The 13,074-nt window shown below is 61.1% G+C and carries 12 protein-coding genes; 2 read left to right on the top strand and 10 right to left on the bottom strand.

The window, feature by feature from the left end; all coding sequences use genetic code 11:
• Window positions 1–6: 6 nt before the first annotated feature.
• The 3 genes from AC27VO_RS02325 to AC27VO_RS02315 all read right to left on the bottom strand — a co-directional run bounded on the left by AC27VO_RS02325 (window position 7) and on the right by AC27VO_RS02315 (window position 4,727).
• Window positions 7–1,203, bottom strand: a complete 1,197-nt coding sequence (locus AC27VO_RS02325) for an acyl-CoA dehydrogenase family protein (RefSeq protein WP_488665092.1) — start codon at window positions 1,201–1,203, stop codon at window positions 7–9.
• 23 nt (window positions 1,204–1,226) lie between these two features.
• The gene (locus AC27VO_RS02320; protein WP_488665516.1) at window positions 1,227–2,423 is read right to left on the bottom strand and encodes an acetyl-CoA C-acyltransferase; all 1,197 of its coding nucleotides are present in this window, start codon (window positions 2,421–2,423) and stop codon (window positions 1,227–1,229) included.
• A gap of 189 nt (window positions 2,424–2,612) precedes the next feature.
• Window positions 2,613–4,727, bottom strand: a complete 2,115-nt coding sequence (locus tag AC27VO_RS02315; RefSeq protein ID WP_488665091.1) for a 3-hydroxyacyl-CoA dehydrogenase NAD-binding domain-containing protein — start codon at window positions 4,725–4,727, stop codon at window positions 2,613–2,615.
• A gap of 126 nt (window positions 4,728–4,853) precedes the next feature.
• On the opposite strand from AC27VO_RS02315, the gene AC27VO_RS02310 reads away from it, so the two are divergent.
• The gene (locus tag AC27VO_RS02310) at window positions 4,854–5,771 is read left to right on the top strand and encodes a LysR family transcriptional regulator (protein ID WP_488665090.1); all 918 of its coding nucleotides are present in this window, start codon (window positions 4,854–4,856) and stop codon (window positions 5,769–5,771) included.
• 97 nt (window positions 5,772–5,868) lie between these two features.
• Here the strand turns inward: AC27VO_RS02310 and AC27VO_RS02305 are convergent, their stop codons facing one another.
• From AC27VO_RS02305 to pyrC, 6 genes are all read right to left on the bottom strand, one after another.
• Window positions 5,869–6,519: a YXWGXW repeat-containing protein gene (locus AC27VO_RS02305; RefSeq protein ID WP_488665089.1), complete on the bottom strand. Its 651-nt coding sequence runs from the start codon at window positions 6,517–6,519 to the stop codon at window positions 5,869–5,871.
• Between the two features lie 150 nt (window positions 6,520–6,669).
• A complete protein-coding gene (htpX, locus tag AC27VO_RS02300; RefSeq protein ID WP_488665088.1) occupies window positions 6,670–7,545 on the bottom strand; it encodes a protease HtpX in 876 nt (291 codons plus the stop codon).
• 224 nt (window positions 7,546–7,769) lie between these two features.
• Window positions 7,770–8,639: an NYN domain-containing protein gene (locus AC27VO_RS02295; protein WP_488665087.1), complete on the bottom strand. Its 870-nt coding sequence runs from the start codon at window positions 8,637–8,639 to the stop codon at window positions 7,770–7,772.
• 122 nt (window positions 8,640–8,761) lie between these two features.
• Window positions 8,762–9,160 carry a hypothetical protein gene (locus AC27VO_RS02290; RefSeq protein WP_488665086.1) on the bottom strand — a complete coding sequence of 133 codons (399 nt, stop codon included), beginning with the start codon at window positions 9,158–9,160 and terminating at the stop codon, window positions 8,762–8,764.
• A gap of 55 nt (window positions 9,161–9,215) precedes the next feature.
• Window positions 9,216–9,890, bottom strand: a complete 675-nt coding sequence (locus AC27VO_RS02285) for a hypothetical protein (protein ID WP_488665085.1) — start codon at window positions 9,888–9,890, stop codon at window positions 9,216–9,218.
• A 350-nt stretch (window positions 9,891–10,240) separates the two neighbouring features.
• Complete coding sequence (gene pyrC, locus AC27VO_RS02280) at window positions 10,241–11,293, bottom strand: dihydroorotase (protein WP_488665084.1); 1,053 nt, start codon at window positions 11,291–11,293, stop codon at window positions 10,241–10,243.
• A gap of 86 nt (window positions 11,294–11,379) precedes the next feature.
• On the opposite strand from pyrC, the gene AC27VO_RS02275 reads away from it, so the two are divergent.
• Window positions 11,380–12,162 carry a siderophore-interacting protein gene (locus tag AC27VO_RS02275; protein WP_488665083.1) on the top strand — a complete coding sequence of 261 codons (783 nt, stop codon included), beginning with the start codon at window positions 11,380–11,382 and terminating at the stop codon, window positions 12,160–12,162.
• Between the two features lie 140 nt (window positions 12,163–12,302).
• Here AC27VO_RS02275 and AC27VO_RS02270 read toward each other — a convergent pair whose 3' ends face one another.
• Window positions 12,303–13,043: an amino acid ABC transporter ATP-binding protein gene (locus AC27VO_RS02270; RefSeq protein ID WP_488665082.1), complete on the bottom strand. Its 741-nt coding sequence runs from the start codon at window positions 13,041–13,043 to the stop codon at window positions 12,303–12,305.
• Window positions 13,044–13,074: the final 31 nt, after the last annotated feature.

Raw genomic sequence — 13,074 nt, 5'->3', positions numbered from 1 at the left:
CTCTGCTTACAAACCGAGGATCATCTTGGAGATGATGTTCTTTTGAATTTCGTTGGAGCCGCCAAAAATCGACAGCTTGCGATAGTTGAAATAAGCCGCTGCGGCCGAGAACGCTTCGTCGGGGCCGACCGTCGGCTCAGTGTTCTGGCCATGCATGGCCGCCTCTTCAAACGGCAGGGCATAGGGGCCCATGGCACGGCGAATCAGCGACAGAATTTCTTGGCGAATCTCGGTGCCCTTGATCTTGAGCATGGAGCTTTCCGCACCGGGCACGCCGCCCCCCGCCACCGCAGCGATCACGCGCAGGTTGGTGGTCTTCATGTTTTCCAGATCGATTTCGACCTTGGCCATGCGTGCGGCAAACAGCGGGTCTTGCGACAGGGGCTTACCCTTGTACATGGCGCGGCTGGCAGCCACTTTGAGCTTTTCCAGCGCAGCCACCGAGAAGCCCACGCCCGCAATGTTGGTGCGCTCATAGGTCAGCAGGAACTTGGCGTACGTCCAGCCTTTGTTCTCTTCGCCAACCAGGTTTTCCACCGACACCTTCACATCGGTGAAGAACACTTCGTTGACTTCGTGCTCCCCATCGAGGGTGATGATGGGGCGCACTTCCACGCCGGGAGTGTTCATGTCCACCAGCAAGAAGCTGATACCGGCCTGCGCCTTGACGTCCTTGTTGGTGCGCACCAGACAGAAAATCATGTTGGCGTGCTGACCCAGCGTCGTCCAGGTCTTTTGACCGTTGACGATGTAGTGGTCGCCATCGCGCACCGCCGTGGTCTTCACAGAAGCCAGGTCCGAGCCCGAACCGGGCTCCGAATAACCCTGGCACCACCAGTCGGCACCGTTCAAGATGCGTGGCAGCCAGTAGTTCTTTTGCTGCTCATTGCCGTACTTGATGAGCACGGGGCCTAACATGTTCACGCCAAACGGCACCAGACGCGGCGCACCGGCCAGCGCACATTCGTTTTCGAAGATGAACTTCTCAACAGCGCCCCAACCTGGACCACCGTATTGCTCGGGCCAGTGGTTGGCCAGCCAGCCACGGCTGTTGAGCACGTCGTGCCAGCCTTGCAGGTCGGTCTTGTTCAGAATTTGGCCGCCGCGCACTTTGGCGGCCAGCTCGGGCTTCAGATTGGCCTGCAAAAAGGCCTGCACTTCCGCACGGAAAGCTTGTTCTTGGGGAGTGAATTGAAGATCCATCTCGATACCTCGGAAAAACTAGATCAGAAAATTTCGAAGAGACCCGCCGCGCCCATGCCACCGGCGATGCACATGGAGACCACGCCGTACTTGACACGTTGGCCCTGTGCCTTGCGGCGCTGGCCTTCCAGCAGGATGTGACCGGCCAGACGCGCACCGGTCATGCCAAAGGGGTGACCGATGGAAATGGCACCGCCGTTGACGTTCAGGCGCTCCAGCGGAATGCCCAGCTGGCGCTGGCAGTACAGCGCTTGGGAGGCAAACGCTTCGTTCAGCTCCCACAGGTCAATGTCATCCACCGAGAGGCCGTGGCGCTTGAGCAACTTGGGCACGGCAAACACAGGACCAATACCCATCTCATCAGGCTCGCAACCGGCCACAGCAAAACCGCGGAAAGCACCCAGTGGCTGCAGGCCCAGGCGCTCGGCCAGCTTGGCTTCCATCACCACGCAGGCGCTGGAGCCATCCGACAGTTGCGAGGCATTACCCGCCGTCACAAAGTTGTCCGCGCCCTTCACGGGCTCCAGCTTGGCCAGACCTTCCAGCGTGGTGCTGGCGCGGTTGCAGTTGTCTTGGGTGGCGACGACGTCGCGGTAGGTGACTTCGCCGGTTTCCTTGTTCTTTTCCGCCATGCGGGTGGCGCAAGGAATGATTTCGTTGTCAAACACGCCCGCAGCTTGCGCGGCGGCGGTCAGTTGCTGGCTGCGCAGCGAGAACGCATCCTGGTCTTCACGGCTGATGCTGTAGCGCTTGGCCACCACATCGGCCGTGTCGATCATGGCCATGAACAAGTCGGGCTTGTTGGCGACCAACCAGGGGTCCATGTCCGTGGGCAAGTTGTTGCCCGCGCGGATGCCGGAAATGGTTTCCACACCACCGGCCAGCATCACGTCCACACCTTCTGCCACCACGCGGCCCGCAGCAATCGCGATCGACTGCAGACCCGAGGCGCAATAGCGCGTGATGGTGGTACCGGCAATGCTCAATGGCAGCTCGGCACGGATCACGGTCTGGCGACCCAGATTGCGGCCCTGGAAACCATCGGGGTTGCCGCAACCGAGGATCAGATCCTCAATCATTTCGGGGTCCACGCCCGAGCGCTCTACCGCCGCTTTGACCGAGAAAGCGGCCAACTGCGCCGCCGGCGTGACGTTGAATTCGCCACGGTGCGATTTGGCCAGCGGGGTGCGGGCGGTGGAAACGATGACGGCTTCGCGCATGCTCATGGTGTTTGTCTCGGTAAATGTTTTTGATAGCTGCTAGCGCTGGCTATGCCTTTGATTCACAGTCTTTTCTATTTGAAAGCTATGCAAATCAAGCACTGGCAGCTTCTTTATTTGATGCAGCACCGTGAGGTACTGCACGCAGCGCACCCCAGGTGCGCTGCGGTTTCACGCTAAAACTGTGAATCAGGCCTTGTTCAAGGTATCGAAGTTCTTGCCTTCAGCCACCAGCTTTTCCAGCAAGGCTGCGGGCTTCCAGAACAGCGGGTCTTCCTGCTCAAACTCTTTGATATCGGCCAGCACCTTGTCCAGGCCCTGCATGTCCGCCCACTTCATGGGGCCGCCACGGAAACGGGGGAAGCCGTAGCCGGAGATAAAGGTCACGTCCACATCCAGTGGGCGCAGGGCAATGCCCTCTTCCACGACCTTGGCGCCTTCGTTGACCATGCTGGCCATGTAGCGGCGGATGATTTCTTCGGGGGTGAACTTGCGCACCGTCACGCCCTTTTTAGCGCGCTCGGCATCGACAATCGCCAGCACTTCGGGGTCAGGCTGACCGACACGCGCACCTTGCGGGTACAGGTAGAAACCGCGCTGGGTCTTTTGGCCAAACCAGCCGTTTTCACAGATGCGATCTGCCACTTCCACATAGCGCGCTGCAGGGTTGCGTGTGGCAGCGCGGCGCTTGCGGGTGGCCCAACCAATGTCGCCACCAGCCAAGTCGGTGACTTGGAAGGGGCCCATGGGGTAGCCAAAACCGCGCACGGCTTCGTCAATTTCATAGGGCGATGCGCCGTCTTCCATGATGTAGTCGGCCGCCTGCTTGTACACCGCCAAGATACGGTTGCCGATGAAGCCATCGCACACACCAGCGCGCACCGGCACTTTTTTCAGCTTCTTGGCCAATTCGAAGGCTGTGGCCACCACGTCGGCGCTCACCTTGGCGGGCACCACGATTTCCAGCAGCTTCATGATGTTGGCGGGGCTGAAGAAGTGCAGGCCAATCACGTCTTGCGGGCGTGCGGTGGCATTGGCAATCGCGTCAATGTCCAGGTAGGACGTGTTGGTGGCCAGCACGGCGCAGCGCTTGCACACACGGTCCAGTTCCTTGAACACCGCTTTTTTGACTTCCAGGTCTTCAAACACGGCTTCGATCACCAGGTCGACCTCCTTCAGGTCGTCGTAGCTGGTCGAAGGGGTGTAGCGCGCCATGATGGCGGCCTTGCCTTCTTCGGTCATGCGGCCCTTGGCGATCAGGCCGTTGTAGACCTTTTCCACATTGGCCTGGCCACGGGCGATGGATTCGGCATCGCGCTCGACCATGATCACGGGGTAGCCAGCATCCAGGGCAGCCACGGTGATGCCCGCACCCATGGTGCCGCCACCAATGATGGCCAGCGTGCGGAAGTCGCGCGGTGCTGCAGCCTTGGCTTCGGGAATCTTGGCGGTTTCACGCTCAGCAAAGAACGCATGGATCAGGCCCTGGCGCTGGGGGCTTTCCAGGCACTGCAGGAACAACGCACGCTCGGTGGCCAGACCTTCTTCGAACGACTGGGTCACTGCAGCCTTGGCGCACTCAATGATCTTCAGCGGAGAGAACAGGCCTCGCGCCTTTTTGGCGGTGTCGATGGCCAGCGCTTCCAGGTCCGCCAACGCGGTGACCTTGTCAGTGATCTCAATGTCACGGGTGCGGCGCACGGCCGTGCCAGCGGCCAGCAATTCACGGGTGTAGGCCAAACCAGCGGCAGCGACATCATCGCCTTCCACCAGCTTGTCTACCAACCCGGCGGCAGCAGCGGCCTTGGCGCTCAGGTGCTTGCCGCTGAGCATCAGCTCGGTGGCAGCCTTCACACCCATCACGCGCGGTGCGCGCTGGGTGCCACCGGCGCCGGGCAGCAAGCCCAGGTTCACTTCGGGCAGACCCAGCAATGCCTTGGGCAGCGCCAGGCGGTAGTGGGCCGACAAAGCGATTTCCAAGCCACCGCCCAGTGCGGAGCCGTGAACGGCGGCCACCACCAGCTTGTTGCTGGCTTCGATGGCGTTGCACACCTCGGGCAACGAAGGCGCCACGGCAGGCTTGCCGAACTCACGGATGTCCGCGCCAGCGATAAAGGCCTTGCCTTCACCCACGATCAGCAGGGCCTTGACGGCCGCATCTGCCGCCGCCTGCTCAACCGCTGCCAGTAAACCAGCGCGTACCGCCTGGCCCAATGCGTTGACTGGCGGGTTGTTGATGCTGACCACCAAAACCTCACCATCAAGGCGAGTCTGTACGACGGAAGTGCTGCTTGCGGAACTCATGGCGCGTATCTCCGGATGTTCTTGGATAGGAAAAGCCGTTTTTACTACGACAATGCTTCTTTACAATTCCTCAAAAAATTGACAGACCGTCAAATAACTTTGAACAATACCAAGGGAAAACCCTCGATGGACCTGCAATCACTCACCCTGCTGGTGGAGATCATCGACAGCGGCAACCTCAGCCAGGCGGCCCGCAAACTGAAGATGACACGTGCCAATGTCAGCTACCACCTGGGGCAACTGGAAAAGTCTGTGGGCGTGCAACTGGTCAAGCGCACCACGCGCCGGGTGGAGCCCACCGAGGTGGGGCTTCGCCTGTACGAACACGGGCGCAACATCCACAACGAAATCCTGGCCGCACGCGAAACCATCACCAGCCTGGGGCAAGAGCTGCGCGGTCGCGTAGGCATCAGCGTTCCCAGTGGCTACGGGCAGATCGTGGTGAGCGACTGGCTGATCGAATTCAAACGGCTGTACCCAGGCATCGTGCTGGACGTGCTGTTTGAAAACCGTGCCGACAATCTGCGCGATGAGGTGGACATTGCCATTCGCGTGATGCAGGAGCCCCCGCTGTCCGTAGTGGCACGCAGCCTGGGCGATGTGCGCTATGTGGCCTGCGCCTCCGCCACATACGCTCAGCAGCACGGTCTGCCCCAAACACTGATGGAGCTGCACGGCAGCCCGCTGATTACCGCAGGCGTCATGGGCCGCCAGCTGCGTCTGGCGGCTTACCAGGGCCTGGAGCGCCAGGAAGTAACGCTGGAGCCGACCATCATCTCCGAGCACTTCCCCTTTCTGCGCCAGGGCATTCTGGCCAGCCTGGGTGTGGGCCTGGTGCCCGACTACGTGGTGCAGGACAAGGTGGCCAGCGGGGAGGTGCTGACCACTTTGCAGGACTACCGCCTGAGCATTTTCGGCACGCACATGTATTTGCTCTACCTGCCCAATCGCCACCAGACCCGGGCCGTGCGCACCTGCATTGATTTTTTGCTCGCCAAAGCGCGCGGCGATGCGCTGGCTGCCCCAGCCATGGCACCGGCATAAAAAAGCCCGCTGTCGCGGGCTGAATGTGCGCATGCCGAGCACCACAGGCTCTGCACAGTGGGCGTAACCACGGCCACGCCCTTTCCCGTGCCACCCGTCAAGGGCGACGGCGCTCGTCCTCACGATCCCGCTGCTGCGGTGGCGGTGGGCGGCGCTGTCCGCCATCTGCGCGCTGCGGCGGCTGCGGACGGGCTTGATCCCGGTCTGGCCGGTCAGGGCGCGCCTGCTGCGGAGGACGTGGCTGATCCGGACGCATCTGGGGTGGACGCTGCCCACCATCCGGGCGCATTCCGGGGGGCTGTGGCCGGGGATCCGGACGTGCCATGGGTGGGCGATCGGGCCGGTTCTCTGGGGGCCGAACCATGGGCCTGTCCGGCCGGGGCATGGGCATCATCTGGGGCGGCCGAGGGGGCTGCACCATCGGCCGTGGCGGTGGTGGTGCGGGGCGATAGCCCGGTTGCGCCCAGCGGCCAGGGCGCCAGTCATAGCGGCCACCCGGCCAGAACCAGTCGCCCCCCACCCACACGTGATAGGGCGAAGGTGCCACCGTGCGGTACTCCACCCGCGGCGCCGGTGGATAGCCATAGTTGGTATACACCGTGGTGCTGGTGTAGCCGTAATCGGCATAACCATCATCCATGGGTGCCACCACACAGCCGCTCAGCGCGGAAGCGCCACCCACAGCAACGACAGCCGCCCAGATACGGGGGCTGATGCGATGTTGAAAATTAGACACAGTGAATGGCATTGCAACTCCTTTGAGGGGCCATGCTTCCAGAAACGAAGAACCCCGGCCAAATGTTGACCGGGGTTCTGATCTTGGCGGTAAAGCAAGGGTAAAGAAGCTGCGCAAGTTGTGACAAAGTAGGCCGCCACCTACTGCGCCACCGCGCAGCGCTTACTGCTGGCCGTTTTGCAGCGCAGCAATACGCTCTTCGATGGGGGGGTGGCTGGAGAACAGCTTGCCAATGCCACCCGTGATACCCATGGCTTGCATGCTCTTGGGCAGCTCGCCCGGCACCATGCCGCCCAAGCGGGCCAGCGCATTCACCATGGGTTGCTTGCGGCCCATGAGCTGGGCAGCACCTGCATCGGCGCGGAACTCGCGCTGGCGCGAGAACCAGGCCACGATGATGGCCGCCACAAAGCCCAGCAAGATATCCATCACGATGGTGGTCACGTAGTAGCCAATGCCTGGGCCGGAGTTCTCCGAATCACCCTTGCGCAAAAAGCTGTCCACGGCGTAACCCACGATGCGCGAGAGGAAGATCACAAAGGTGTTCATGACGCCTTGGATCAGCGTCATGGTAACCATGTCGCCATTGGCAATGTGGGCCACCTCGTGGCCGATTACGGCCTCCACCTCTTCCCGGGTCATGCCCTGTAGCAAACCGGTGGACACCGCCACCAGCGCGCTGTTCTTGAAGGCGCCTGTTGCGAATGCATTGGGCTCACCCTCGTAGATACCCACTTCAGGCATGCCAATGCCGGCCTTGTCGGCAAACTTGCGCACGGTGTCCACAATCCATGCTTCATCGGCATTGCGGGGTTGTTCAATCACGTGCACGCCCGACGACCACTTGGCCACCGGCTTGGAGATCAGCAGCGAAATGATGGCGCCGCCAAAGCCCATGATGAAGGCAAAGCCCAGCAGCGAGCCCATGCTCAGGCCATTGGGGCCAATAAAGCGATTGAGACCCAGCAAGCTGGCCGTGATACCCAACACCACCACCACGGCAATGTTGGTCAATAAAAACAGAGCAATACGTTTCATTCTTGGATTTCTCCACAGTGGGGAAAAAACAGGTTCATGGCCTCAGCTTGCAAGATGAGGGCCAAGCCTGCGGATTCAAGCGCTGTCACCTGCCACACCCCGGCTGTTATTCATTCAAGTTGTATCGGGGTGCGCGCTACTAATACGGCTGCCATCATAGATGGCAATGCTGCCTTGGAGCAGCTGCCGCTGCAGGAAGTTCCCAGGCTCGCGGGGGCTGCGGCCTAGGTCGCCCCGCACGAGGGATCGCGCACAGACACGCGCGGCGTGCCTTCATCGCGCAACTCAAACGCCTGGGTTGCGGCCAGCAGCTTGGTCAACGTGGCATAGCCATAGTTGCGCGCATCAAAAGACAGCTTGTTGCCAATGTGCGTTCCAACCGCCGCCACGCGCGCCCAGCCGGTTTCGTCCTGCGTGGCTTTGACTGCATCACACAGCATGGACAGCAGTGGCTTGTCCTCACGCAACATATGCGTGGGCACACGCAAGCTGAAGACCGAAGGCGCAGCCGTTCCTGTTCCACCGGGCACCTTGCCATTGGCCACAGAGGTATGGGGCGCTGACGGCTGCGGCAATGCCGCTGGCGGCTTGGGCTCCGCAATCACTTCCGCGGAGTCACGGCGGTCACTGCGGCTGGTAATGCCGTCACCCAGCTCCAAAAGCGCATCAAAATACAGAAAGCGGGAGCAGGCATTCACAAAGGCTTTGGGTGTTTGCTCGGCACCAAAACCATACACGGCGGCGCCTTTGGAGCGCAAATGCATGACCAACGGGGTGAAATCAGCGTCCGACGACACGATGCCAAATGCGTCGGGCTGCTCGGTGTAGAGCAGCTCCATGGCATCCACCGTCATGGCCATATCGGTGGCGTTTTTCCCCTTGGAATAGTCAAACTGCTGCATCGGCCGGATGGCGTATTCCAGCAGCTTGTTCTGCCAGCCATGCAAGCCCGACTTGGTCCAGTTGCCGTACGCCCGGCGCGTATTGATCACACCGAAGGTGGACAACTCCGTGAGGATCTCATCAATCATCTCCGCCGGCGCGTTGTCAGCATCAATCAGCAAGGCAATACGGGGCTGGGCATCTGTGGGCATGCAATCTCCTGAAGCGGGCACTGGAAACCGGTTCACCATGGTCATTGCGCAAGCGCACCACCATGGTAAACAAGTTCCCGCCCACAGGCATGAGCCCGCTGTACCCGTAAGGCACTCGCCCCTTACTTGGCAGGCTTGCCTGTCGCCGCGTCGAGTTGCTGCTCCAGCTTGCGTGCGGTCGCTGCGGCTTGTTCGCCGTAGGCCTTGAGCTGTGCGCAAGAGCTTTGCTGCTGTTGCTTGCTCACGCCCTCCCACTTTTTCAAAACGCTGGTCCGGGCATCGGCGTAGGTCTTGTCGTATTCCTTGGCGCCCACGCCTTGGTCGAGCATGGCCTGGCGCTGCTTGACCTGCGCTGCGGCCACGTCGCTGGCCGACATATGGCCGCAGGCGATGGCCATCTCATTCATGGATGCGGACAGACCGATGAGTTTGACGGATGTCTCATCCGGTGCTGCTGCGTGGGCCGTGGCTGCCAGCAGACCTGTCAGCGCCAAGGCTGTGCTCATAGTACGAACGTTCACTCTCTTCTCCTTCTCCGTTGTAGAAAATAGTTGCTGAAGGCGCTCTGGGCGTGCCTCAGCGCTGGGCCTCAGACGCAGCGCGCAACTGCGCCAAAGACGCCTGAAAGCCTTCAAAGTAGTCGCTGCGCGTTTGCGCAATGATGGCCGCCCACTGCTCCTGCGGCTGGCTCAGTGGCTGGGTCGCTTGGCCCGGGTTCATGGATGCCATCATGGCCTGCATGCCATGCAGATTGATCCAGCGTCGGTCGTAGCCATAAGGGGTTTGCAGATCCCACTTTTGCACACGCGCCATCAGTTGCTCGGCCTTGTCCAGGTCCTGCAGCACATGCTGGTTGATGGGTTGCCCATAACGGCCATTGAGAACCGAAACGGCCTGAGCCGCACTGCGGTCTGCGCTGAGGTTGGCATCCATGCGCGCGCGCAGCTGGCCCGCATAGAACCAGAAAGCTGCCTCGTCCTTCTCCCCCGCTTGCCACAAGGTCTGCGAAGCCGCATACAGCACCGGCGGCTGAAACTTGGACGGCTGCGTGCGCAGCAAAGCCAGCACATCCTGCTGATCCTGCGGCGTACCTTCTGCCAGCAAGGCCAGCGACGCCCGGCTCAGGCGCATGTCAATCTGCGCATATTCCCCTTGGGGCTGCACAGACTGGGGATGGACCGGCGCCTGCGCCCAACTTACCCCGGCAAAAAACAGCCAGGCTGCAGCAAGAACCACGGTAGAAAGTTGCATCTCGGGTCTTTCGGAGTGCGCTGCGCAAAGCAGGCCAAGGGCTGCGCTGAGCCTCGGTGCCAGATCTGGCCCCGGGAAAGCCCATGCAACCAGCCCCGCCAGCGGTTGAGAGCCCATTCAGCAACAGATGAATCGCGGCATCTTAGACAGAAAGACGGCTTTCACTGTCTTTTTTAACATTCGCTCACAATTACTCCTACCATGCAGAAGCAGCCCTTTGACGCTCAGATAGGCTGTCGTGCCTTATGGCTGCGCAATAAAAAAAGGAGCTGCTTGCGCAGCTCCTTTCGGCATCTCGGCATGATTTGCAATGGAAGTTCTTACACATCCAGCGCATGCCGCTCCTGTTTTTAATCCAGCATCTTCCATGGCAGGGCTTCGCCAAAGCGCAGCGGCTTCAGTTGGGCGCCTTCACCGTATTCAAAGCTCACGGCTGGCGTCCAGCTTTCTTTGACCAGGGTGATGGTGTCGGTGTTGCGCGGCAGGCCGTAGAAGTCTGCGCCGTTGAACGCCGCAAAGGCTTCAAGCTTGTCCAGCGCGCCCACGCCGTCAAACACCTCGGCATACATCTCGATGGCCGCATGCGCGCTGTAGCAACCGGCGCAGCCCGTGGCCGCTTCCTTCAGGTGGGCTGCATGCGGTGCACTGTCGGTGCCCAGGAAGAACTTCTTGCTGCCGCTGGTGGCCGCTTGCACCAGGGCCACACGGTGGGTTTCGCGCTTGAGCACGGGCAGGCAGTAAAAGTGCGGGCGCACGCCGCCCAAAAAGATGGCATTGCGGTTGAACAGCAAGTGCTGGGGCGTGATGGTGGCAGCCAGAAAACCGTCGGCGGCGGCCACGTACTCGGCTGCGTCCTTGGTGGTCACGTGTTCCATGACGATCTTCAGCTCCGGAAAATCTTTGCGCAGCGGCTGCAGTTGCTGCTCGATGAACATGGCTTCACGGTCAAACAGGTCAACGCTGGGGTCGGTGACTTCGCCGTGCACCAGCAACACCAGGCCTTCGCGCTGCATGGCTTGCAACGTGGGGTAAATTTTGCGCAGATCCGTCACGCCGTGGTCGGAGTTGGTGGTCGCACCGGCAGGGTACAACTTGCAAGCCACGGCACCTGCGGCCTTGGCACGCACGATCTCATCGGGGCCCAGCTTGTCGGTCAGGTACAGCGTCATCAGGGGCTGAAAACGGTTGCCTGCGGGCACCGCCGAGCGAATGCGCTCGCGGTAGGCCAGCGCCATCTCAGCCGTGGTGACGGGCGGCTTGAGGTTGGGCATGATGATGGCGCGGCCCATCTGGCGTGCGCTGTGGGGCACCACGCAGCGCATGGCTTCGCCATCGCGCACGTGCAAATGCCAGTCATCGGGGCGGGTGATCGTCAGGGTGGTGGGGGTCGTGGTGGCAGTCATGCCCCTATTTTCCCATTGACTGCACAGCCTGCAAGCTGCGCGAGTCTGTGCATAATGAGAAATACTCTCATTTAAAAAAACTACATATGACAACAGCCAACCATCACACCGCCCCCGCGTTTGAACGCGTGCGCCACCCTTTCAAGGCGCGCCACCTGCAGCTGCTCTCGCGCGAGCAAATCAGCCCCAACTTGGTGCGCCTGACCCTGGTGGGTGAGCTGCGCGACTTTGCCAGTGACGGTTTCGACGATCACTTCAAACTGCTGCTGCCCCAACCAGGCTACGACAAGCCGCTGCTGCCCGAAATGATGGATGGCAAGCCCTTCATCGATGGCCCTCGCCCTGCCATGCGCGACTACACCCCGCTGCGCTGGACCACGAACACCTTGACCGTCGACTTTGCCCTGCATGAGCAGGGCCCCGCCACCGAATGGGCCCGCACTGCACCCATGGGCTCGTGGGTGGGCGTGGCCGGCCCACGCGGCTCCATGGTGATCCGCAAAGACTTTGACTGGTACTGGATGCTGGCCGACAGCAGCGGTCTGCCCGCCGTTGAGCGTGCACTGGCTGAGCTGCCTGCCAGTGCCCAGGTCACCGTGCGCCTGGCCGTACCCGAGGCCGACCGCCGCGCCCTGCCCTCTGAAGCACAGGTGGATCTGCAATGGGTCGACGCGCTCACTGCAGCGGCTGATGCCTTGAGCCTGCCGCAAACGCCCGGTTTCATCTGGGCCGCTGGCGAGCACAGCGACATGGCTGCGCTACGCAAAATTGTGGTGGCCAAGGGCGCATCGCCCAAGGTCATGCGCATTTCGGCCTACTGGAAGCACGGCGCTGCCGATCACCACGAAGAGCTGGCCGAGCAGGGGTAAGCCACGCCACGCGTGCAGCTGCGCCGCATCAACTACTGCATTCATAGCTATGAGCACTTGCTGCACAAGCGCTAACAGCCAATTTGATGCATAAAAAAGCCGCTGACTCCAGCGGCTTTTTTGCGCGATGACCGCAGCGATCAGTGCTGCAGAATCTTGCTGAGGAAGTCCTTGGTACGCGGCTGGCGCTCGTCGGGCTTGCCAAAGAAATCTTCCTTGGTGCAATCTTCCAGAATCTTGCCACCCACATCCATGAAGATCACGCGGCTGGCCACCTTCTTGGCAAAGCCCATTTCGTGCGTCACGCACATCATGGTCATGCCTTCGTTGGCCAGGCCCACCATCACGTCCAGCACTTCGCCGACCATTTCGGGGTCCAGGGCCGATGTGGGTTCGTCAAACAGCATAACGATGGGGTCCATGGACAGCGCACGGGCAATCGCCACGCGCTGCTGCTGACCGCCGGAGAGTTGGCCGGGGAACTTGTCCTTGTGCGCCGTCAGGCCCACGCGGTCGAGCATCTTCAGGCCACGCACCTTGGCGTCGTCGGCCGAGCGGCCCAGCACCTTGATCTGCGCAATCGTCAGGTTCTCCGTCACCGTCAGGTGGGGGAACAGTTCAAAGTGCTGAAACACCATGCCCACTTTGGAGCGCAGCTGGGGCAGATTGGTTTTCTTGGTGTCATGCACAGCCGTGCCGTTGACCCAGATCTCACCTTGCTGGATAGGCTCCAGCGCGTTGATGGTCTTGATCAGCGTGGACTTGCCCGAGCCCGAAGGCCCGCACACCACCACCACTTCACCCTTTTGGATGTTGGTGGAGCAGTCATTGAGCACCTGGAAGTTGCCGTACCACTTGGAGACGTTCTTGAGTTCGATCATGAATAAATCCTCAATCTTTCAGACCGCGCGC

Source organism: Comamonas sp. 14P8.1.4, from assembly GCF_057799285.1.
The sequence above is the reverse complement of the archived record's forward strand: the minus strand, read 5'-3'. Positions and strand labels throughout refer to the sequence as shown.

What these genes read in the sequence shown, in the direction of transcription:
- AC27VO_RS02325 (WP_488665092.1), bottom strand. Translation starts at nt 1,203, where the DNA reads ATGGATCTTCAATTCACTCCCCAAGAACAAGCTTTCCGTGCGGAAGTG.
- AC27VO_RS02320 (WP_488665516.1), bottom strand. Translation starts at nt 2,423, where the DNA reads ATGCGCGAAGCCGTCATCGTTTCCACCGCCCGCACCCCGCTGGCCAAA.
- AC27VO_RS02315 (WP_488665091.1), bottom strand. Translation starts at nt 4,727, where the DNA reads ATGAGTTCCGCAAGCAGCACTTCCGTCGTACAGACTCGCCTTGATGGT.
- AC27VO_RS02310 (WP_488665090.1), top strand. Translation starts at nt 4,854, where the DNA reads ATGGACCTGCAATCACTCACCCTGCTGGTGGAGATCATCGACAGCGGC.
- AC27VO_RS02305 (WP_488665089.1), bottom strand. Translation starts at nt 6,519, where the DNA reads ATGCCATTCACTGTGTCTAATTTTCAACATCGCATCAGCCCCCGTATC.
- htpX (WP_488665088.1), bottom strand. Translation starts at nt 7,545, where the DNA reads ATGAAACGTATTGCTCTGTTTTTATTGACCAACATTGCCGTGGTGGTG.
- AC27VO_RS02295 (WP_488665087.1), bottom strand. Translation starts at nt 8,639, where the DNA reads ATGCCCACAGATGCCCAGCCCCGTATTGCCTTGCTGATTGATGCTGAC.
- AC27VO_RS02285 (WP_488665085.1), bottom strand. Translation starts at nt 9,890, where the DNA reads ATGCAACTTTCTACCGTGGTTCTTGCTGCAGCCTGGCTGTTTTTTGCC.
- pyrC (WP_488665084.1), bottom strand. Translation starts at nt 11,293, where the DNA reads ATGACTGCCACCACGACCCCCACCACCCTGACGATCACCCGCCCCGAT.
- AC27VO_RS02275 (WP_488665083.1), top strand. Translation starts at nt 11,380, where the DNA reads ATGACAACAGCCAACCATCACACCGCCCCCGCGTTTGAACGCGTGCGC.
- AC27VO_RS02270 (WP_488665082.1), bottom strand. Translation starts at nt 13,043, where the DNA reads ATGATCGAACTCAAGAACGTCTCCAAGTGGTACGGCAACTTCCAGGTG.